At 63.1% G+C, this 20,245-nt stretch carries 17 protein-coding genes and 1 pseudogene; 5 read left to right on the top strand and 13 right to left on the bottom strand.

The window, feature by feature from the left end:
* Window positions 1-51: 51 nt before the first annotated feature.
* Window positions 52-1,512 carry a sensor domain-containing diguanylate cyclase gene (locus LNV09_RS00950; protein WP_263555194.1) on the bottom strand — a complete coding sequence of 487 codons (1,461 nt, stop codon included), beginning with the start codon at window positions 1,510-1,512 and terminating at the stop codon, window positions 52-54.
* A 109-nt stretch (window positions 1,513-1,621) separates the two neighbouring features.
* Entirely contained in the window at window positions 1,622-2,881 is a 1,260-nt protein-coding gene (locus tag LNV09_RS00955) for an acyl-CoA dehydrogenase family protein (protein ID WP_263555195.1), read from the bottom strand.
* Window positions 2,882-3,064: 183 nt separating this feature from the next.
* Between LNV09_RS00955 and gshA the strand changes: the two genes are divergently transcribed.
* The gene (gshA, locus tag LNV09_RS00960; protein ID WP_263555196.1) at window positions 3,065-4,642 is read left to right on the top strand and encodes a glutamate--cysteine ligase; all 1,578 of its coding nucleotides are present in this window, start codon (window positions 3,065-3,067) and stop codon (window positions 4,640-4,642) included.
* Window positions 4,643-4,663: 21 nt separating this feature from the next.
* Here gshA and LNV09_RS00965 read toward each other — a convergent pair whose 3' ends face one another.
* The gene (locus tag LNV09_RS00965) at window positions 4,664-5,344 is read right to left on the bottom strand and encodes a DUF3313 family protein (RefSeq protein ID WP_263555197.1); all 681 of its coding nucleotides are present in this window, start codon (window positions 5,342-5,344) and stop codon (window positions 4,664-4,666) included.
* 285 nt (window positions 5,345-5,629) lie between these two features.
* Between LNV09_RS00965 and LNV09_RS00970 the strand changes: the two genes are divergently transcribed.
* On the top strand, window positions 5,630-6,943 hold the full coding sequence (locus LNV09_RS00970; protein ID WP_263555198.1) for a M48 family metallopeptidase: 1,314 nt from the start codon (window positions 5,630-5,632) through the stop codon (window positions 6,941-6,943).
* An 8-nt stretch (window positions 6,944-6,951) separates the two neighbouring features.
* On the opposite strand, the gene LNV09_RS00975 is transcribed toward LNV09_RS00970, so the two are convergent.
* The 5 genes from LNV09_RS00975 to LNV09_RS00995 form a co-directional block, all read right to left on the bottom strand.
* The gene (locus tag LNV09_RS00975) at window positions 6,952-7,302 is read right to left on the bottom strand and encodes a DUF3147 family protein (RefSeq protein ID WP_263555199.1); all 351 of its coding nucleotides are present in this window, start codon (window positions 7,300-7,302) and stop codon (window positions 6,952-6,954) included.
* A gap of 16 nt (window positions 7,303-7,318) precedes the next feature.
* Window positions 7,319-7,753 (bottom strand): GNAT family N-acetyltransferase, encoded by a 435-nt coding sequence (locus LNV09_RS00980; RefSeq protein WP_263555200.1) that lies wholly within the window; start codon window positions 7,751-7,753, stop codon window positions 7,319-7,321.
* Between the two features lie 124 nt (window positions 7,754-7,877).
* Window positions 7,878-8,159 (bottom strand): hypothetical protein, encoded by a 282-nt coding sequence (locus LNV09_RS00985; RefSeq protein ID WP_263555201.1) that lies wholly within the window; start codon window positions 8,157-8,159, stop codon window positions 7,878-7,880.
* A 114-nt stretch (window positions 8,160-8,273) separates the two neighbouring features.
* Complete coding sequence (locus tag LNV09_RS00990) at window positions 8,274-10,100, bottom strand: DUF885 domain-containing protein (protein ID WP_263555202.1); 1,827 nt, start codon at window positions 10,098-10,100, stop codon at window positions 8,274-8,276.
* Between the two features lie 68 nt (window positions 10,101-10,168).
* Window positions 10,169-10,927, bottom strand: a complete 759-nt coding sequence (locus tag LNV09_RS00995) for a class II aldolase/adducin family protein (RefSeq protein ID WP_263555203.1) — start codon at window positions 10,925-10,927, stop codon at window positions 10,169-10,171.
* 228 nt (window positions 10,928-11,155) lie between these two features.
* On the opposite strand from LNV09_RS00995, the gene LNV09_RS01000 reads away from it, so the two are divergent.
* Window positions 11,156-13,318: an ATP-binding protein gene (locus LNV09_RS01000; protein ID WP_263555204.1), complete on the top strand. Its 2,163-nt coding sequence runs from the start codon at window positions 11,156-11,158 to the stop codon at window positions 13,316-13,318.
* A 24-nt stretch (window positions 13,319-13,342) separates the two neighbouring features.
* Here the strand turns inward: LNV09_RS01000 and LNV09_RS01005 are convergent, their stop codons facing one another.
* The gene (locus LNV09_RS01005; protein ID WP_263555205.1) at window positions 13,343-13,831 is read right to left on the bottom strand and encodes a cache domain-containing protein; all 489 of its coding nucleotides are present in this window, start codon (window positions 13,829-13,831) and stop codon (window positions 13,343-13,345) included.
* Window positions 13,832-13,932: 101 nt separating this feature from the next.
* Between LNV09_RS01005 and LNV09_RS01010 the strand changes: the two genes are divergently transcribed.
* Entirely contained in the window at window positions 13,933-14,508 is a 576-nt protein-coding gene (locus tag LNV09_RS01010; RefSeq protein WP_263555206.1) for a DUF2242 domain-containing protein, read from the top strand.
* Window positions 14,509-14,516: 8 nt separating this feature from the next.
* On the opposite strand, the gene LNV09_RS01015 is transcribed toward LNV09_RS01010, so the two are convergent.
* The gene (locus LNV09_RS01015; RefSeq protein WP_263555207.1) at window positions 14,517-15,896 is read right to left on the bottom strand and encodes a GTPase/DUF3482 domain-containing protein; all 1,380 of its coding nucleotides are present in this window, start codon (window positions 15,894-15,896) and stop codon (window positions 14,517-14,519) included.
* Window positions 15,889-17,253 carry a DUF2868 domain-containing protein gene (locus LNV09_RS01020; RefSeq protein ID WP_263555208.1) on the bottom strand — a complete coding sequence of 455 codons (1,365 nt, stop codon included), beginning with the start codon at window positions 17,251-17,253 and terminating at the stop codon, window positions 15,889-15,891. Before LNV09_RS01020 ends, LNV09_RS01015 begins: the two co-directional genes overlap by 8 nt.
* 5 nt (window positions 17,254-17,258) lie before the next feature.
* Between LNV09_RS01020 and LNV09_RS24785 the strand changes: the two are divergent.
* Window positions 17,259-17,306 (top strand): annotated as a pseudogene (locus tag LNV09_RS24785) (hypothetical protein); the annotation flags it as partial.
* 73 nt (window positions 17,307-17,379) lie between these two features.
* On the opposite strand, the gene kefC reads toward LNV09_RS24785, so the two are convergent.
* Together kefC and LNV09_RS01030 are read right to left on the bottom strand one after the other, a co-directional pair.
* Entirely contained in the window at window positions 17,380-19,233 is a 1,854-nt protein-coding gene (gene kefC, locus LNV09_RS01025; RefSeq protein WP_263555209.1) for a glutathione-regulated potassium-efflux system protein KefC, read from the bottom strand.
* Between the two features lie 131 nt (window positions 19,234-19,364).
* The gene (locus LNV09_RS01030; RefSeq protein WP_263555210.1) at window positions 19,365-20,168 is read right to left on the bottom strand and encodes a CHAP domain-containing protein; all 804 of its coding nucleotides are present in this window, start codon (window positions 20,166-20,168) and stop codon (window positions 19,365-19,367) included.
* Window positions 20,169-20,245 lie beyond the last annotated feature (77 nt).

Genomic DNA, 20,245 nt, shown 5'->3' on the forward strand with positions numbered 1-20,245 from the left:
GACGCGCTCTCCGTTCACTGCTGGAACGGCGATGGTAAGCCCAGCCTCTAATCAGGCCGCGTGCTCGCTACAAACCAAGCGCGCCCGTCCGCTTTGCTTGGCCGCATAGAGCGCCGCATCGGCGCGCTCGACCAAGCTCACTGCGGCGCATTGCGCGTCGCCAACACTGGCTACACAAGCCGCCACACCCAGACTCAGGCTGAGCCGGCGGCGCAGCGGCGAGGCCTCATGCTCAATCGCGGCCAGCCGGATGCTGTCCAGGCAACGCTGAGCCACCACCAGCGCGCCGGCCAGATCGCAATCGGCCAGCAGCAAGACAAATTCTTCGCCGCCATAACGGCAGACCGCCTCGCCACCGCGCCCGGCACAGGCGCGCAGCAACTCGGCCACGCGGATCAGGCAATCGTCGCCGGCGACATGGCCATAGCGGTCGTTATAGAGCTTGAAGTGGTCTATATCGACCATGATGCAGGCCAGCGAATGGCCATGGCGCGCGCTGCGCTGCCATTCCTGTTGCAAGAGCTGATCAAAATAGCGCCGATTGCCCACGCCGGTCAATCCATCGGTGACCGATTGCTTGGCCAAGCGCGCATTGGCTTCTTGCAGCGCCACCTCTTGGCGTTTGCGCTCACTCAGGTCGGTGATGATGCAAACAAAACGATGCGTGGTCGCGGTCTTGACCTCGGCCACGCTCAAGAGCAGGGTCAACTCTTGCCCATCGCGGTGTCTTGCGGTCAATTCCTGCGAGCCACCGACCAAGGACTCAAGACTCAGGCGCGCGCCCATCCAAATGCCGAACAGCAGATCGATGTGGCTGCCCTTCAATTCATTCGCCTCGAAGCCGAACAGCGCTTCCGCCGCCGGGTTCAAGGCCAGCACATGGCCCTCGGTGTCCAGCGTCAGCACGCCATTCGGTGTCGTCAGCACAAAGGCCTGCAGATGCGCCTTGCTGGCTGCCAGACGTTGCTGCTCATGGACCAGATCGCTGACGTCCAAGCGCACGCCGATAACACCGCCGGCGCGGGTATGCCGCTCATGCACGCGCACCCAGCGGTCTTCGTGCAGGTTTTGCAGCAAAGGCTCGGTCGGGTTGAGGCGAGCATTGGTGCGAGCGGCCAGGCGCTGCGCCAGCCATGCCTCTTCGCAGCCCTTGGCGGCGGGCACACCACCCAAGGCAATCGACCGGCGAACCAGATCTTCGAAACGGGCGCCGCGCTTGAATTCGGCCTCCATATGCGGGTAGATTTCGACCAAATGTCGGTTGAAGGCAACCAGGCGGTCGTTCTCGTCAAATATTTCAACACTGGCCGGCAGCGCTTCGATGGCCTCCTCCAAGGTGCGCTTCGCATTGGCGGTCTCAAGCCAGGCCCGGCGCAGCGCCACCCCGCCCAGGGCCAAGACCAGGCCGGCCAGAGCCAGGGCGACGGTCGCCAGAGCCGGTTCGGCGCCTGGCCCCAGCCACAGGCTCACACCCAACAAGGCCATGGCGACAGCGGCGGCCAAGCCTAGCAAGCAGCGAATGAAAAATGGCGTCGGTTGAGGCATAGCCCGACAGACTAAAGCAGCGCGGCCCCCTTGGCTAGCACCCCCGAAAGTGGGAAGTATTAACCCTTACGCGAGCTCAGCAACCTCGCGTGACCGGCATGCTGGTCGCGCCGGGCATCGACATATAGCGCGCCAATTCCAGCTTGGCGAGCGAATTACGGTGTACTTCATCGGGTCCGTCGGCCAGGCGCAGCGTGCGCTGGTGCGCCCACATCATCGCCAGCGGCGTGTCATCGCTGACGCCCATGCCGCCATAGACCTGAATCGCCCAGTCGATCACCTTCAAGGCCATATTCGGGGCGACGATCTTGATCATCGCGATCTCGGCGCGGGCGCCCTTGTTGCCGACCGTATCCATCATGTAAGCCGCCTTCAGCGTCAACAGCCGGGCCTGCTCGATGCTGCAGCGCGCCTCGGCGATGCGCTCCTGCGTGACCGTCTGCTGGGCAATGGTCTTGCCGAACGCAACCCGCGCAATGGCGCGCTCGCACATCAGTTGCAGCGCCCGCTCGGCCGCGCCTATGCTGCGCATGCAATGGTGGATGCGGCCCGGGCCCAGGCGCCCTTGCGCGATCTCGAAACCACGGCCTTCGCCCAGCAAGATATTGCTGGCCGGCACCCGCACATTCGTCAGCTGCACTTCCATATGACCATGCGGCGCGTCGTCATAGCCGAACACGCTCAGCGGCCGCAGCACGGTGACACCGGGCGTATTGGCCGGCACCAAGACCATCGCCTGCTGTTCGTGCCGCCCGGCTTCGGGGTTGGTCTTGCCCATCACGATATAGACCGCGCAGCGCGGATCACCGGCGCCGGACGACCACCATTTGGTGCCGTTGATCACATAGTCGTCCCCATCGCGCTCAATCCGGCACTGGATATTGGTCGCGTCGCTTGAGGCTACTTCCGGCTCGGTCATCAAGAAAGCCGAGCGCATCTCGCCGCGCAGCAGCGGCTCCAGCCAAGTGCGCTTGTGCGCCTCGGTGCCATAGCGCTCGATGGTTTCCATATTGCCGGTGTCGGGGGCGGAGCAGTTGAACACCTCGGCCGCCCAAGACACCCGCCCCATGATTTCGCACAGCGGCGCATATTCAAGGTTGGACAAACCCTCGGGCGCCCGGCTCGATTTAGGCAAGAACAGATTCCACAGCCCGGCCGCACGCGCCAAGGGTTTGAGCTCCTCGATCAGCGTGGTCGGAATCCAGGCATTGCCGGCGCGCCGATTCGCCTCGACCTCGGCAAAGAAGCGGCGCTCATTCGGGTAGATATGCGCGTCGAAAAACGCCAGCAAGCGCGCTTGCAGCTCTTGCACCTTGGGGCTGTAGTCGAAATTCATGGTCTGCGCTTTCTGGGTTGACCGGGGTGGCGTCAGTGTGGCTCAGCTTTTGTCGCAGGCCTGTCGCCGAGGTGGCAGTGACTGGCACTAAGATCAGCCCCGCCCAAGACAGGTGTAGCCCCTGTCTGTTACCGTGCGCGGCTCAATAATGAAGAAGTTCTTGCTGAATTGGACGGAAAACGGATGAGCGAACATACACAAGGCGCGGGCAAACAAGCCCAGAAGAGCGCCATCGCTACGGCCGACTCGCTGATGGGCATTCGCCGCGGCATTGAAAAGGAAAGCCTGCGCGCCCGGCCCAATGGCCTGCTAGCCTTGACGCCGCACCCGGCCGCGCTTGGCGCGGCGCTGACTCATCCGCACATCACCACCGACTACAGCGAATCGCAGCTTGAATTGATCACCGGCGTACACGCTGACGTTGAGGCCTGCCTGGCCGAGCTGACCGAGGTGCACCAAGGTGTTTACAAGGTGATGCAGGAGCTGGGCTGTTGCGCACAGGCGCAAGAGGAGGAGCGGCTGTGGGTCGGCTCCATGCCTTGCGAGTTGCCGACCGACGAGACGATTCCGCTGGGCCGCTATGGCAAATCCAATGTCGGCCGCTCCAAAAGCATTTACCGCATGGGCCTGGGCCAGCGCTACGGCCGGCGTATGCAGACCATTTCGGGCATTCATTACAACTGGTCGATGCCCGGCGTCACGAGCGAGCAATACTTTGCGCTGATCCGCAACTTCCGCCGCCATTCTTTTTTGCTGCTGTATCTGTTCGGCGCCTCGCCGGCCCTGAGTTCCAGTTTTGTCGAGGGGCGCGAACACCGCCTGCAGCGTTTCGGCGAGCACAGTCTCTACTTGCCGTACGCGACCTCGCTGCGCATGGGCCGCCTGGGCTATCAGAGCGACGCGCAATCGGCGCTGGCGGTCAGCTACAACTGCCTCAGCAGTTATGCCGACTCACTGCAGGAAGCCTTGACCCGGCCCTACCCGCCCTATGCGGCGATCGGCGTGCGCAACCCGGGCGGCGACTACAACCAGCTCAGCACCAGCCTCTTGCAAATCGAGAACGAGTTCTACGGCACCATCCGCCCCAAGCGCGTGGTGCGCAGTGGTGAGCGCCCACTGCATGCCTTGCGCGAGCGCGGCGTCGAATATGTGGAAGTGCGCTGCATGGACCTCGACCCTTTTGTGCCGGTCGGCATCACCGCCCAGACCGCGCGTTTTCTGGACGTCTTTCTGCTGCATTGCCTGATGACCGACAGCCCGGCCGACTCGGCCGCCGAGATCGCCGCGCTGGGTGAGAACCAGCATCTGGTGGCCGAGCGTGGCCGCGAGCCCGGTTTGCAGCTGCTCGCGCCCGAAGCCGCCGGCGGCAAGCGCCTGATGAGCGATTGGGGCGCCGCGCTCTTGGATCAATGCGCGCCATTTGCCGCGCTGCTGGACCAGGCGCAAGGGGGTGCGGCCCACGCCGAGGCGCTGGCCGCTGCGAGGCAAACGCTGGCCGAGCCCGACAGCACGCCCTCGGCGCGGGTCTTGCGCACGATGGCGCGCGACTTCGACAACCGTTATGTCGACTTCATGCGCCAGCAGTCCGAGCAAACCCGCCAATTGCTGCTGGACCTGCCCTATAGCGAAGCCATGGCCACCAAGTTCGCGACGCAGGCGCGTGAGTCGGTGGCGGCGCAGCAGGCGATCGAGGTGGCCGACAAATTGCCCTTCGACGCCTATCTGCAGCAGTACATGGCACCCGAACAGATTCGGGTGTAGGGCAGCGACAGCGAAGCTGATTTACTTCGCCTCGACCCTGGCGTTCACCTCGTCCATACCTCGGCGCAGCGCCGTCGCCCAGATGGTGATCGCATGCTGCGCGTCGGCCAAATTGGTCTGGCGGTTGGTCCAGGTCATTTGCCCTGAGAAACGGCCGTTGCGACCATCAACAGCTCTTGCCAACACCTGACCGGTGACCGAGTCGCGTATTTCCAGCACCACCGTCATTTGACCGGAGTCGGTCGTGTAGACCCGCGAGCGGCCGACCGTGGTGTCACCGGGCGCGCTGATGAAGAGATTGACGATGGCCGGCGTCACACGCAAGGTTTCGGGGCCGGGCACATCTACCAGGGTATAGCCGCCACGCGCCAACTCGGCGCGGAAGGTTTCGTGAAACAGGCCGGCCAAACGCTCTTTGATCGCCGCGAGGTCGTCGGCATTAAGCCGGCCTGACAAGCTACGCCGGCCCTGGTTAGGATCGAAGTTAGGCGCGAAGCTGATCTGTACCGGATCCAACAGCACGCTGCGGAAGGCCACTAACTCGGCATCCGGGCGGACGAAAACAGCATCAATCCGGCTGTCGGGGCGGCGCACCAAGCCATCCCATTCTTGTTTGCCACTATTGCCGGTGCTGGCACAACCCGCCAGCAGGGCAACGCAGACGGCGGACAACAAAGCGATCAAAGGGCGTTTGCGGTTCATAAGAATTCCTCGTTGAAGTGATGGCTGGCGAAGCGGCCAAAGTCTAACGCACAGGGCCGAAATTTGCCCAAGATTCATGCCGCTGGCAAGAACCCTAATGCCCAAGCCACCTGCATCCCGATGCGCCTGACGAAAACCCTCTTTCGGCTGCGCCCGCCCTCGCCTAATATCTGCCACCAACTGCTGGCATCTCGAGCGGCCGCAACTGCACTTGCACCGGCACCCGGACAAAGGCCCGCAGTTCCCCACAACCCCAGAGAAATTTCACCCGGCTTCATCACGGCAATGAACAGCACTATCTTTCGCGCGTTTTTATTGTTCGCCCTTTGGGCGGGCAGCGGGCTCATTCAGGCGGCGCCAGCAGAGGCAGCAGGCGCCGCAAAATTCCAAATCACGCAGGTCGAGCCCGGCTGGCAGAGCAGCCTGCCACGCAATGCCCAAGCCGCCACGCAAGCCTATCTGGACCGTCTGCCGGCCGCGGTCGTGGCGCGATCGAATGCCTATTTCGAGGGCGGCTATTGGCTGCAGCTGTGGAATTTCTTGCTCGGCTTGGCTGTCGCCGGCCTGATGCTGCGCGGGCGGGCCTCGGCGCGCGTGCGCGACTGGGCCAAGCGCGTGGGCCGCAAAGCCTTTGCGCGCGACGCCATTTACGGCGCCGTCTATATGCTGGCCGTCTGGACCTTGACCTTGCCCTTGACGATTTACCAAGGCTTTGTACGCGAGCACGCCTACGGCATGGCGACGCAGACCTTCGGCCCCTGGTTCGGCGAGCAGTTGATCGGCTTGGGCGTCAGCATGCTGATCGGCGGCTTGATGGTCGCGACGCTGTATGTGGTGATACGCCGGGCCGGCGAGCGCTGGTGGCTCTGGGGCACGCTCACCTCGACCGGTCTGCTGGCCGTCATGCTGCTGCTCGGGCCCATCCTGATCGAGCCGCTGTTCAATACCTACAAGCCGGTCGAAGACGGGCCCATCAGAACGGCCGTGCTGACCATGGCCCATGCCAACGGTGTGCCGGCAAACAATATTTATGAATTCGATGCCTCGCGCCAGACCACCCGCGTCAGCGCCAATGTAGCCGGCCTGTTCGGCAGCGCAGCGGTGCGCCTGAATGACAATCTGCTGCGGCGCAGCGGCGAGGCCGAGGTCCGCGCAGTGATGGGCCATGAGTTGGGGCATTACGTGCTCAACCATGTGCTCAAGTCCTTGGCCGAGATGACGCTGCTCTTGCTCGCCGGCTTCTTGTTCACCCAATGGGCGATCAACAAGCTACTGGCGCGCCACGGCAGTCACTGGGGCCTGGGCGGGGTCAGCGATGTGGCCAGCCTGCCGCTGCTGGTGGCCCTGCTGTCGGTGTTCATGTTTGTCGGCACGCCGCTCATCAACAGCCTGGTGCGCAGCCAGGAGATGGAAGCCGACTATTTTGGCCTCAACCTGGCGCGCGAACCGCACGGCATGTCCGAGGTCCTGCTCAAGCTGGCGGAATACCGCAAGCCCGATCCGGGTCCGCTGGAGGAAATCATCTTCTTCGACCACCCCAGCGCCCGCACCCGCATCCATGCAGCGATGCAGTGGCGCGAAGCGATGGGCACGCCTTGAGATTTATCTCAAAGCAACTCGATCCCGAAGCGGCGCATCAACAGGGCAAAGGCGCCAAAGCAAAGCACCGTGAAGACGATGCTCAGACTTAAGCTGATCCAAAACCCCAGCCGCGGCAGCAGCCAGGGGAACAGCAAGAACATCGGCAGCGTCGGAATCACATACCAAAAGGTGTAGCGCGCGTGGTTGGCGATTTTCTCCATCGGCTGCTTTTCCAGCTGCAGCCAGATCAGCGCCAGCACGGTGATCAGCGGCAGCGCAGCGACCAGGCCGCCGAGCTTGTCGCTGCGCTTGGCGAACTCCGACACCGCCACCACCGCCGCAGCGCTGAGCAGGTATTTGATGATCAACCAGCCCATGGCGCCGCTCTCCTGCCTAGCTCGGTGCGCGCAGCGTGTAGAACACTTCGACGGCATCCTTCATCTCGCCGCGCGTCCAGCCTTGGGCGAGATAAAAACGGTCGGCGCGCGTGTTGGCTGCCGTGCCCAGCGTCACGGTTTGATGCCCCTGGCTAAAGAGCCATTCGGTGGCCAACTTCAGCAACGGTGCTCCTGCACCCAGGCCCTCTTTGTCGGGGTGAACGAACAAGGCCCAGATCGAAGCATCGGCCATTTCGGCATAAGAAAAACCGATGATTTCGCCGTCCTGCTCACAGACCCAGCCACGCCCGAGCCGCTCCAAATAGTCCTCGTACATCTGCGTCGTCACCCGCGCCGGGTTGTTCAGGACGTTTTCGCGCACGGCCAAGCGGATCGCCGACATGGCGGGGATGTCGGCCCGGGCGGCGAGGCGGAAATGCAGACTCTTCATATCGATGTTTTATCACCCAAGGGGCTTGATTCGCGGTGCGCGCACTATAAGGCGCCAAAAAAGACAAGGGCCTCGCCATTGTGGCGAAGCCCTCAAAAAACGCTGCTCGCGCAGCGGGTCAGGATCAGCTCAATGAGGTCTTGACGGCGTCCACGGCCTCGTCGCTGGCGGCGATGGTCTTATCTACCGCTGCGGACGCAGCGGCGCTGGCGCTATCGACGGCCTCTGCGCCGCTGTCCATCACGGCATTGGCGGCTTCCTTGGTCGAAGCCCAAGCGGAGCTGGCAGCGCTGGCGGCCTTTTCACCCAAATCGCTGGCGGTGTCTGCGACGACCTTACCGGCATCAGAAACCACCTCACCGGCCTCGTGAGCGACTTCCTTGACCTTGTCCCATAGATTCGACATAACGATCTCCCTGCTGTGACGTTGATGGGTTTGACTGCCGCCCGATTCTGCACCGCCCCGGCCGCCAAATCATGACCTTTCCGTGACCCAGACAGGCAAGTGAATGTGCTCCCCCTAATTTGCAGCTTTGTCCAGCATCAGGCGCTGCACCATGCGTACTGGGGCGCTGCCATGGCTTAAGAATTCCTCGTGGAAGGCTTTGAGTTTGAAATCCTTGCCCTGCTTGGCCTTGAGCTGCTCGCGCAGCGCCAGGATTTCCGAGAAGCCGGTGAAGTAACTGCTCAGCTGGGTGGAGCTGACTTGGGCACGATGCCATTTTTCGGCCGCCTCGGTATTGGACTGAAAGGCTTCGCGCTGCAGCAAGTTCATCGCCTCGGCTTCGCTCATACCCAGAACATGCACGCTGTAGTCAAGGATGGCATTGCTGACGACGCGCAGATTCCACTTCGCATACATCAGCCCCATCTCGGCGCTGGGCTTGCCGTCCACCGCGCCCCAGCCGCCTTCCATCATCATGCGCTCGGCATAGACCGCCCAGCCTTCGACCATCGCGCCATTGCCGAACAGCGCCTTGACCTTGGAGGGTGACTTGTTCGAGTACAGCAACTGCACATAGTGGCCCGGCACCGCCTCATGGATGTTCAGCACCTGCAGCACCCAGTGGTTGTATTCGCGCAGAAAGGACTCGGCCTGCTCCGGCGTGTATTTGTCCAGCGGGTCGACGTTGTAATAGGTGACGCCCTTGGGGTCCATCAAACCCGGTGCGCTGATGGAGGCGCCGGCCACGCCGCGCATATAGCTGGGCGTTTCACGCACGACCAGCGGCCGGCTCGGGTCCAGCGTCAGCAAATCATGCTCGACCACCCATTTCTCCAGCGCCGGAATCTGCGCCTTGATGTCCTCGACAAAGCGCTCCGGCGCCACATGGCGGGCCGACAATTTGTCGATGACGCGGGCGATCTTGGCCAGCCGGTCGGCGGGTACAGCCTCCGCGCCAAACAGCTGCGGCCAGAGTTCATCGGCATAGGCGCTCATGCGCTGCAGCAGCGTTTCCTTCTCGGCCAAGGCGCGCTGGAACAGCGTCGGCGCATCTACGCTGGCCTGGATTTCGTAGGCAAACTTCTGCTCGAACAAAGCCTTGCCCAAACGGAAGGAGCGCCCGCTACCGTCAGCGAGCTGTTTTTTCTCGATCTTGCTCAGCGCGGCAATATAGGCTTGCAAAGCAGCTTGCGCTTTGGCGTTATGGGCGGTGATCGCTGCGGCCTCGGCCGGCTTGAGACCCGCTTCCTTGATCGCCCGGGGAATGTCATCGCGGAACAGACTCAAAGCGCCGCTGTTTTGCTCGATCGCCAGCCTCAGATGCACAGGGCTGGGCTCATGCAGATTGGCCAGCGCCGCCTTGTAATAGGCCGGCACCTGGCGCAGGCGTTGGTCGATCAGCCCCAGCCGCTGCGGCAGCGGCGCAAAGTCGGGCTTGTTGAGCAGCTGCGCAAAAGGATCGGCGACGTTGTATTCGGTGGCGTCCCAGCGGTCGGAGCGCAACTCGGTCAGGCTCCAGCGCAGGGCTTGCAAATGGTTGTCGAGCAGTAGCAAATCGCCCGTCTGGCCGGGTGTCAAGGCGAGGTTTTTGCTCAAGCCCGCGAGGCGCTGCAGCCAAAGTTCCGCAAAGGCCAGCTGCTGCTTGCGCAGCGCCTCGGTCGGGGCGGGCAAGCGCGCTGCCTCGGCATAACGGCCGGCCGCTACGGCCGAATCAGGAAACATCGCCCAGTAGGCCGACAAAAATGCATCGACCTCGGCATCAAAACTCTGCGCCGCAGCCGCGCTGGGCACGGCCGGCGCTGGGCCATCTTTGGCCTGCGCCACAGGCATTTGCGCCCCGAGGGCCAAGCATAAAAGAACAGCGGCCGTAGCCTTCAAGCGTAGGGTGGGTTGGCGATTCATCGATTGCTGCCTTCAGGCCAAAGCGGGCCGAAAAGCGCAGATGCTAGCGCAAGGACTGCCGCTCGCCCTCAGCTGCGGTAGCCCGGGTCCAGCCGCTCCGCCTTGCGCAGCAAGGACGGCCAGACAAAGCTGCCGCCCAGGCCGCCGGTCTGCACCTTGAAAGCATGCGCTGTGCCGGCGACGATGGCCGGATCCACCAGGGTCAGCGCGGCCCCGCCGGCCTGCGCACCAATCTGGATCTGACAGGCGCTCTCTAGGGTGTACATGGCCAGGAAGGCATCGGCCACCGTGCGGCCCACGGTCAGCAAACCATGGTTGCGCAACACCAGGAAGTTGGCCCGCCCCAGATCGGCCTGCAGGCTGGGCTTTTCTTCCGGCCGGAAGGCCACGCCTTGGTAGTCGTGATAGGCCAGCGAGGCCAGCACAAAGGTTGATTGCTGGCTGAGGGCCAGGATGCCGGCGGCCTGAGCGCTGACCGCCACTCCGGCGCGGGTGTGGGTGTGCAGCACGCATTGCACGTCCTCGCGCGCTTCATGCACGGCGCTGTGGATGACGAAGCCCGCCGGGTTGACCGGGAAGGGGCTGTCGATCACCTTGTTGCAGCCCTCGTCCACCTTGACCAGGCTGGAGGCGGTGATCTCGTCGAACATCAGCCCATAGGGGTTGATCAGAAAGTGATGCTCGGGGCCGGGCAGGCGTGCGCTGATGTGGGTGAAGACCAGATCGCTCCAGCCGTAATGCGCCACCAGCCGGTAACAGGCGGCGAGGTCGCAGCGCAATTGCCACTCTTGTTCGCTGACCCGGCCTTTGATCGAGGGAATATTCATGGGCAGACTCCGGCAGACGCTGTGTGGCGCCTATTGTGCGCGGCTGCGCGACTGGACTTTGACAGTTTTTCGCCAAACCCTTGTGTGTGCAGCCTAGCCGTTCTGCTATCGTCAAAGTCCGGCGGCTGGCCGCAGGATTTATGCCATGAAGAGTCGAACTTGATCGGCGAAAAACACTTACGCAGAATCGCAAGGCTGAGCCGCGCGGGCCAAGTCTTGGGCGTCTTTGTGTTGCTCACCACGGCCGCCATCGTCGCGCAGACTTGGTGGGCCATCCATCAAGACCGGCAATTGACGCTGGAGGCCGAGCGCCAGAACGGCCGTATCACCGCCCGCCTGCTGGAAGAGCACGCGGGCCAACATCTGAAGGTTGCGGCGGCGCGGCTGGACGCGATTGCGGCGTTTGTCTCCATGGCAGCGTTGAGCGACAGCGAGGTTTCGCCCAGCATTCAGCACATCATTGAAGAACAACTGAAGAGCAGCCGCGCCGCCAATGCCTTTCAGTTTGTCAATCTGCAAGGCCAGCGCTGGGCCAGCATGACCGACTTCCCGGCCTTTGTGTTCGCGCTGGAGGAAAGAGAGTTCATTCCGCTGCTGCTCAAGCACCCCGAGAACCGCAGCCTGGTGTTCGGCCGCCCATTCAAGCGCTTTATCGATGGCGAGCTGATTCTGCCGATGGCACGCAATCTGTATGAGCGCAGCGGACGCCATGTCGGCCTGATCAGCACCGAGATCAACGTGGACTACTTCGACGGCCTCTATGCCAGCGTGGCCAAGAACAACCAGGCCGTGGTGCAGTTGTTTGCCGAGGCCGGCTTTGTGGTCGTGCGCTCACCGGCCGACGAACGCTATGCGCAGATCGATCTGGCGGCCACACCGGCCCTGCAGGCCTTGCTGGCCGGGCCGATTGAGGGCTCGGTCGACGACAGCACATTGCTGGCCGACCAGCGTCGGCGACTGCTCAGTTTTCGCCGGATTCAGGGCTTCCCGCTGGTGATCGGCTTCGGTCGGGACTTTGAAGCCATTCTGGCCAATTGGCAGGCGCGCGCCTGGAACCATCTGCTGTTCTCCGGCGTTTTCATTGCCCTCAATCTGCTGCTCAGCTACTACTTGTGGCTGCATATGCGCCGGCTGCAAAAATCCGAGCTGATGCTGCGCGAGAGCGAGTCCAAGTTTATTGATTTGTTTCAGCATTCCCCGGCGCCTTTGGCGCTGATCTCGGCCGACGGCCACACCGTGATGGAGGCCAACGATGCCTTGCTGACCCAGTTCGGCTACCGCCGTGCCGAGTCCACGGCGATGTCCCCCCTGGACCCGGCGCGTTGGCAAAGTGAGCCCTGCCGTCAAAAATTCCTGGACTTGTTTGCCCGCCAGCAAGCCGTCGATGGCTTTGAGGCGCAATTGCAGCGCCGTGACGCCAGCCCGTTCAACTGCCTGCTGGCGATGCGTTTGATTGACTCCGGCGGGCGCCGCTTGGGCATCGTGTCCGTCATCGACATCAGCCGGCAGCGCCAGGCAGAGCAAGACATGCGCGACTTGAATGCGCAACTGGAGCAGCGCGTTTCGCAGCGCACCGAGCATCTGGAACAGGCCTTGGCGACGGTCAAGAATATGCAGGGCGAGTTGGTACGCTCGGAAAAGATGGCGGCCTTGGGTTCCCTGGTGGCCGGCATCGCCCACGAGCTGAACACGCCGATCGGCAATGGCGTCACGATGGCCAGCACCCTGGAGGCACACAGCAGCGCCTTGTTGGCGGAATTTACGGCCGAGCAGCCCCGGCGCTCGCGCATCACGCCACTGCTAACGTCAATTCAACAGGGGGCCGATATTTTGGTACGTAGCCTGGAGCGCGCCGCCGCGCTGATCTCCAGTTTCAAACATGTGGCGGTTGATCAGTCAAGCGACCAGCGCCGTGACTTTGACCTGAAAGACACCGTGGAGGAGTTGGTGCTGATGCTGGCCTCCATGTACCGTGGCCAGCACCGGATCGAGCTGGATCTCAGCACGGGCGTGCAAATGGACAGTTACCCCGGCGCGCTGACTCAGGTGCTGACCAACTTCATCAGCAACGCGGTCGCCCATGCCTTTCCCGATGGCCAGCATGGCCTGATGCGCATCAGCAGCCGCCTGATGGCCGACGAGCAAGTCGAAATCGTCTTCAGCGATGACGGCTGCGGCATTGCCGCCGAAGACCTCGACCATGTGTTTGAGCCTTTCTTCACCACCAAACTTGGCCAGGGCGGCTCAGGCCTGGGCATGAGCATCGTCTACAACCTGGTCACCGGCGTGCTGGGCGGCGGCATTTCGCTGGCCAGCAGTGTCGGCAGCGGCACCCGCTTGCACCTGGTGCTGCCCCTGAAAGCGCCAAGCCTGGGCGGCACCGTTGCTTGACTTGCCGCTGGGCGCTGTGGCGCACTATTTGTAGATGCCTGTGCCCAGGCACAGATCGCTGCTACCGACCCGCTCCACATAGCCTGCCTTGTCTTCCATCTGTTTGCTGACCGGGTTGGGCCAGCGGTAGTTGACCCAACCGCGGCCTTCAGGCGTTGCGAAGCAAACACGCACAAACTCGCGGATCAGGTAGACGCCGTCGACATCCCGCATATCGTATTTATTGGTGCCGCGGATGCGCGGATTGATGCCGTGAATGACTTGGAAGCCCTTGGGGTCGACCGAGTAGAGATACAGGTCGCCTTGCTTGTTGAGCTCGCTCTTGCTGTTGAAGGGGCTGCTTGGGTTGTTGAATTCGGCGATCGATTTTTCGAGCCCATGCACCTTCAGATAGTCCTGCGCCTTCTTCATCAAGGCGATCGCCTCCTCGGCTGTGCTCTTGCGCTCATTGGCAATGCCGGCGCTGGCCGCAGCGAAGGACAGGCCCATCAGCAGAATGACTTTGAGATTCATGATGCGCCCGACTCCTTGAAAGACTACGGCCTTGATGCTAGCCCAGCTGAGCGCACGACGCTTGCCGGGATAATGGCGCTTCACATGGCCAATTCTCTGCAATGACTGGATATTTTTCTCTCACCGCTGTTGCCTGCGCTGTTTGCGCTTGCTTGCTGGTCGGCTGCGGCATCAAAGCGCCGTTTTCGAGCCCGGATGCGGTGCCGGCCAAGTCGCAGGTTTATCTGAACGAGAACTTTCATGCCGACGACACCTTCTCTCGCTTGTTTGATGGCCGCGTCGAAGAAACCTGCGAGGCCGCCCGCCGGGCGCTGCTGAGCCAGGGCTATCTGATCACCGACACCCCCAAAGGCCGCATCACCGGGCGCAAGCACTTTCAGCCTGAAGGTGATGTGCATGTGGAGATCAGCTTCAATGTGGTGTGCGTGCCGGACGGCCAGGGCGACGCCTTGACGACCGCCTTTGTATCCGCCCAACAAGACCGTTACTCACTGAAGAAGACGCCCAACTCCTCCAGCATCGGCGTCAGCGCGATCGGCTCGATCTCGCTGCCGCTGTCGTCCTCGGATGATTCACTGGTCAAAGTGGCGTCGGAGACGATTCCGGCCGGCGCTTTTTACGACCGCTTTTTCGCGCTGATGCAGCGCCAATTGGGTGACCGGGCGGCGGACAAATAAGCCCTTGTCTACAGCCCCAAGGCCGTCGCCACGGCCTTGCTGTGGCGCTGCTGTTGGGCAGCCTCGGACGGCGACAGCTGCGCCGTAACGGCCCAATCTGGATGAGCGCGGGCCACGCGGAAGGCGGCCGCCAGTGCGGCAACTTGCTCGGCGTTGAAAGCCAGCTCGGCTTTGATTTGCAGGACCTCCAGCGCCGCATGGCCGCGCCGCTCCAGCGCCTGCAACAGGGTCAGGCCTTGCGCCGCCAGCAGCAGCAAGGCGCTATCCTCCAAGCTCAGCTCGGCAATGCCGCGCAGCTTGTTGCCCAAGCTGCGGCCCACCGCACCAAGGCCCTGCGACGCGACCCCGCCGATGGCGGCGCCGACCGTGGCCGCCGCGCCCAGCGACAAGCCGGCCAGCGCCACGTCCAGCCCCAGGCCGATTGCGCCGCCGATGGCCGCTCCTGCGCCCAGGCGCTTGCCGGCCGACTTCAAGACCTCCGCGTTGAACAGTTCGGATTCCCAGCGCCCACTCAGGGCCGGCAACTCGGCCGCCTCGGCGCTGTCCGGACCAAAGCCGTGCAGCCCCAGGAGCTGGATTTGGGCCGCGCGGCTGCGCGCCAGCACCTGCGCTTGAAAGGCAGCGATGCGGCGCGCCTTCTGGGCCGGATCGGCCAAGCTCGCCTTCTGAATAGTTTCGCGGTAGGCCGCTAGGCCGAGCAGCAAGTCAGACATCAAAGTCAGGCTGGCCGCGCGGCGCGCTTGGGCCTCGCGCCGCAGATGCTCGGCCACCGCGGTCAAAGCTTCGCGCCGCTCCGGCAGCAAGGCGCCGAGGTCGGCATACAAATGCTGCTCGGCGCCCACAAACGGCGCGACTGCGTCGAAGCGCAAATAGGCATGCAGGCCATGGTCGGCCAAGAGCCGGCGCCAGGCCGGCTCCTGCGCATGCGGGTGGCACACGAAGTTCAGCACCGGCATCAAGGGCCTGGCACACAGCATCAAGAGCTCGATCTCACTGGCAAATTTGGGCAGCGGAACTTCACGCGCGTCGATCACCAATAAGGCGGCATCGGCCTCAAGCAAGCAGCGCAAGACCTTGGCCTCTTGCTCGAATTCATCCTGGGCGGCCGGCCCTCTCAAGAAGGCCTGCAAGCGCTGCTCACGGCTCAGACCGGCATCGAGCTGCTGCACATAGTCGAGCAGGGCGGGCGCATCTTCGAGGCCAGGCGTGTCCAAAAAACGCAGCGCGTCGCGACCGTCGATGCGCAGCCCTAATGCTTCAACCTGGCGGGTCGTGCCGGGCCGGTTCGAGACTTCGCCGAAGTCGGCCCGGCGCGTCAGCGTACGCAGCAAGGAGGTCTTGCCGGCGTTGGTGTGGCCAACCAGGGCCAGCGCAATCGGCTTAGCCATGGGCTCGCACTCCAGCCTGGGCCCAGGCGGCGGCCTCGGCGCTGTCGGTAAACACCGTCTCGAATTCAATCTGCGCCAACCACTCTTGCCAACGCTGCGTCGACGCCTCATGCTCTGCCGCCCCTGCAAGCAGCAGGGCGTTCTGCCTGGCATGACTGCGGGCTGCGCGCAAGAAGCGTTCGGTGGCGCGGTCCGGGCTGGCGGCTGCGTTGCAGACCAGCAGCAGCAGCGCGGGCTGGAGCTGCTGCAAGCGCTCCAGCAGTTGGCGTTTGTCGGCGACGCTGCCGTCGCTGCGGGCGGCTAACAGGGCCGGTGGCCATTCAGCGATTGGCGGCCATGCTTGGCTGTCGGGCAGCTCGAAGCCGACCAGGGCCAGGCCTGCGGAAAAGCCGGCGGTGTTGCGAGCCGGCGCGGGCGGCTTGACAAGCGGCGACTCGGCATCGAGCAACTGCACGGGCTGCAGCGCGTCAAAACGCTCCATCAGGCGGCGCACATAGGGGTCGCTGCCATCCTGCAAGGCCAGGCCCTTCAACAGACGCCAAGCGCGTAAGCCGCTCACAAGCACCAGCACCAAGCGCAGGCCTAGGCCGTAAACCAAGGTGCAGCCCAGCAACCAGATCGCCCAAGCGCGGTGATCGCCATGACCATCGAGCAAATGGTCGACCGCCGGCGTGGCGAAGCCGAACAGCGCCGGCAAGCGACCGGCAGCCCGGGCAAAACGCGCGAAAGTCTCGCCGTCAAGAATGGTGGTTTCCCAAGTCAGCTGATAGGACAAAAACGAAAAAGCGAACAGCAAGCCCAGCAGAGTGAACACAAAGGCCAGCGACCACACAAGATGCGTCATCAAACCGAATAACCAGGCCGTCAGGCCGCTTGAGCGCGCCATCACTGCTAGCGTGGCCCGCAACAACAGGCGGCTGGCCTGACCGCCCAGCCCAGGCAGGCGGGTACTCAAATTCAGCAAGCCTTTGGCCAAGCCGCCGCCTGAGCCGCCCAGCAACAGCGCCGCGAGCCACAGCAACAAGCTCAGAAAATGTGGGCCCAGCACCGCGACCAAGGCAGCCATCGCATTGATGCGCCTGTCATGGCCGACGACGTTGAAAACCAGGCCGTAAGACAACAGGCCGACCAAGCCGGCCGCGAGCAAGGCCACGACGATCAAGCGCTCGCGCCCGCTGGCCATGGCTTTGTCGAGGCCAAGCTGCGGCGCCAGCCTGGCGGCCCGCTCCAGCAGCCGCTCTTCGGTCGTGGCAACTGCACCATAGGCTTCACGCATCGCCTGCACATCGTCGAGCGGCTGCGTCTGCTCGGCAATGAACACCGCCTGAAACTGGATCAGGCGAGCTACCCGGCTCATGGTCCGGTCTGGCGGCGTCAAGCTTGCTGCTGCTACTTTTACTGCGTCGTTAGGCAAACTCAAACATCACTCTCCTGATGAATAGAGGCTCGTGGCGGCGCGTCAATTTGTGCCGCAAACAAGGACTCAAGCTCGCGGCAGTGTAGGTTCTTGCTCCGCCTGCGCGATCCAGCCCTTGCTGCCGCGCTTGAGTGCCATTTCCCGCTCCTGCGCAAACTGCTCCTCAAGCTGCTGGCGGCCTTGTTTCGTCATCGCGATCAGCTGGGCCTGGTCGTGATGATGGGGATAAAGCAATTCCAGCTGGGCCACGTTGTGACGGCGGAAACGCAGCGCCGAATCGCTGGCCTCTTGAGGCTCAAAGCCCATCAACTCCAGCACCGAGCGAGCGCTCGTCAGGGCTGCGTCCAGCGTCTCGCGTTCGATCATGGTCACGCCCAAGTCACGCAGCCCGTAATAGTGTTGAACATTGCGGGCGCGGGCGACGATTTGCAACTGCGGGAAATGCTCCCGCGCCAAGGCCGCCAATTGCAGGCTCTGGGTCACGTCATCAATGGCCAGCACCAGCACACGGGCTTTGGCGGCTCCGGCGATGCGCAGCAGGTCCAGGCGCGTGGCGTCGCCGTAAAAGGGCTTCCAGCCGAATTTGCGCACGGACTCTATCATCTCGCTGTCATGCTCCAGCACGGTCGCGGGCAGTCCGTTGGCATAGAGCAGACGGCCGACGATCTGGCCGTAGCGGCCAAAGCCGGCAATGATGATGGGCGCGTCTTGCGCTTGGTCAATCTCCTTCAGCGTCGGCTTGGGCGCGCAGTACTTCGCCAGCCAGGGTTCGATCCAGCGCTGGCTGATCAAGAGCAGGGCCGGCGTGCACAACAAGGACAAGGCGACTGCCGCGACCAGGGAAGAGGACTGGCCGGCGCTGATGATGCCGGCCTGGGTGGCGGTTTGAAACACCACAAAACCGAACTCGCCGCCCTGCGCCAGCAAGATTACGAACACCGGGCGCTCCAGCAAGGGCAGCGGCATCCAGCGCGCCATCAGCAGCAGCACGACCGCCTTGATCAACAACAGACCGGAGACCATCGCCGCGATCAGCAGCGGCTGCTCGCGCAACACGGTCAACTCCAGGCCCATGCCGACGGCGATGAAGAAGAGCCCCAAGAGCAGGCCTTTGAAGGGCTCGATGTCGGTTTCCAACTCATGGCGATATTCGCTCTCGGCCAAGAGCACACCGGCCAGAAAAGCGCCGAGTGCCATCGACAGGCCGACCGCCTGCATCAAGGAGGCCGTGGCCACCACCAAGAGCAGGGCGGCGGCGGTAAAAATTTCCGGCGTCTTGCTGCGTGCGATCCAGCGCAGCGCCGGGCGCAGCAGCAAGCGCCCGCCCAGCACGATGGCTGCAATCACGCCGACTGCCTTGGCCGCGCTCAGCCAGGCGCTGCCCTGCGGATGGCTGTCGCCACCGAGGGCCAAGAGCGGGATCAAGGCCAGCAGCGGAATGGCGGCAATGTCTTGCAACAAGGCCACACTCAAGATGCCCTGGCCGGCGCTGGTCGGCGCCAGATTGCGCTCGCCCAGCACCGCCATGGCCACGGCGGTCGATGACATGGCCAAGCCGATCGAGGCGACCAGCGCCATCCGCCAGGGCACGCCCAATGCGACGGCCGCCAAGCACATCAAGGCGGCCGAACCCAGCAACTGCACATTGCCCCACACAAAGATCGGTCGGCGCATCGCCCAGAGGCGGCGCGGCTCCAGCTCCAGACCGACCAGGAACATCATCAAGACCACACCAAACTCGGCAAATTCGAGAATCGCCTTCGGGTCACTGACCCATCCCAACATGCTGGGCCCGATCACGATGCCGGCCGCCAGATAGCCGAGGATGGAGCCCAACCCCAAGAACCGCGCCAACGGTACCGCCAACACGGCGGCGCTGAGATAGATCAAGGGGGCATTCAGCCAAGAGTGGTGTTCCATGAGGGGCTGGGCTAGGAGGGCAATTGCAAAGAATAACAGTGGCCAAAATAAATGGGGTCAGGTTCATTTTTGCGGACGAGCGTCGGCAAATAAATGAACCTGACCCCATTTTCGGGGCAGCATAGGCTAACTCAGCGCACGCCCGAATAGTCGATATAGCCTTTGTTGATCTCGCTGACTTTGCGCACCAAGCGGTAGACGCCGCCGCCTTCGCGGGTACCGCTGCCGTCGGTATTGCCCTCGATGGTGGTGAGCAAGCCACCGGCGACGGACTCGATCAGGCCAGTGTGGCCGAGACCCTTGCCATGATCCATGATGAACAACATGCCCGGCCGCAACAGGCCCGGATCGGCCAACGCGGCGCCGGCAGCAATCAGCTTGGCGCCCTTGCTCGGCGCTTCTTGCCAATGCCTCAGGCAGCCCCCCGTTTTGACCATGGGATTGCTGCGCTTGAGTTTGAATGCCGCCTGCTCGAAACACCAGAAAGTGAAGGAGCAGCACCAGGAATAGCCGCTGCTGAGCCCGACGCTGGCTAAATACCTGTCCACCTCGGGGCCGCCATTGGAGTTGCGTGGCTGTTCGCGCACTTTCTTGGCCTCTTCGCCTTGTGCCACCTTGATGACTTCGGCCAAGAAAGGATCGATCGCCTGCCCCAGATTCTGCACCGCTTGCTGGCCAAACAGGATCGCCCAAGAAATGGCGCCGACCTCGCCGTCTTGTTTCAGCGGGCGCCCTTCGGTGTCGACATTGCGGGCCTGAAACAGCTTGACCACCTGGCGCATCTTGGGGCCGAAGTTGCCATCGGTCTCATCCAGGAGCAGGGCGGGGTCGCTGCGGAAGCCTAAATCCGCATTCAAACGCGCTTTGAGTGCTTTGACGACGGCGACGTCCGTTTCGCCGACCTTGACGATATGACCTGGGTATTGCATGGGCATGGTGAGAACCTCGTTGGCACGATTGACAAGAATGAGCCGGGCCGGAATGGCGCGAGCCGCGCCCGAGTGTCGGGAAA

The organism is Paucibacter sp. B2R-40 (assembly GCF_025717555.1).
Lineage (GTDB): Bacteria > Pseudomonadota > Gammaproteobacteria > Burkholderiales > Burkholderiaceae_C > Paucibacter_A.

Excerpts from the sequence above, each read along its gene's own strand:
- LNV09_RS00955 (WP_263555195.1), bottom strand. The coding sequence starts at position 2,881 with ATGAATTTCGACTACAGCCCCAAGGTGCAAGAGCTGCAAGCGCGCTTG.
- gshA (WP_263555196.1), top strand. The coding sequence starts at position 3,065 with ATGAGCGAACATACACAAGGCGCGGGCAAACAAGCCCAGAAGAGCGCC.
- LNV09_RS00965 (WP_263555197.1), bottom strand. The coding sequence starts at position 5,344 with ATGAACCGCAAACGCCCTTTGATCGCTTTGTTGTCCGCCGTCTGCGTT.
- LNV09_RS00970 (WP_263555198.1), top strand. The coding sequence starts at position 5,630 with ATGAACAGCACTATCTTTCGCGCGTTTTTATTGTTCGCCCTTTGGGCG.
- LNV09_RS00975 (WP_263555199.1), bottom strand. The coding sequence starts at position 7,302 with ATGGGCTGGTTGATCATCAAATACCTGCTCAGCGCTGCGGCGGTGGTG.
- LNV09_RS00980 (WP_263555200.1), bottom strand. The coding sequence starts at position 7,753 with ATGAAGAGTCTGCATTTCCGCCTCGCCGCCCGGGCCGACATCCCCGCC.
- LNV09_RS00985 (WP_263555201.1), bottom strand. The coding sequence starts at position 8,159 with ATGTCGAATCTATGGGACAAGGTCAAGGAAGTCGCTCACGAGGCCGGT.
- LNV09_RS00990 (WP_263555202.1), bottom strand. The coding sequence starts at position 10,100 with ATGAATCGCCAACCCACCCTACGCTTGAAGGCTACGGCCGCTGTTCTT.
- LNV09_RS00995 (WP_263555203.1), bottom strand. The coding sequence starts at position 10,927 with ATGAATATTCCCTCGATCAAAGGCCGGGTCAGCGAACAAGAGTGGCAA.
- LNV09_RS01005 (WP_263555205.1), bottom strand. The coding sequence starts at position 13,831 with ATGAATCTCAAAGTCATTCTGCTGATGGGCCTGTCCTTCGCTGCGGCC.
- LNV09_RS01010 (WP_263555206.1), top strand. The coding sequence starts at position 13,933 with ATGACTGGATATTTTTCTCTCACCGCTGTTGCCTGCGCTGTTTGCGCT.
- LNV09_RS01015 (WP_263555207.1), bottom strand. The coding sequence starts at position 15,896 with ATGGCTAAGCCGATTGCGCTGGCCCTGGTTGGCCACACCAACGCCGGC.
- LNV09_RS01020 (WP_263555208.1), bottom strand. The coding sequence starts at position 17,253 with ATGAGCCGGGTAGCTCGCCTGATCCAGTTTCAGGCGGTGTTCATTGCC.
- kefC (WP_263555209.1), bottom strand. The coding sequence starts at position 19,233 with ATGGAACACCACTCTTGGCTGAATGCCCCCTTGATCTATCTCAGCGCC.
- LNV09_RS01030 (WP_263555210.1), bottom strand. The coding sequence starts at position 20,168 with ATGCCCATGCAATACCCAGGTCATATCGTCAAGGTCGGCGAAACGGAC.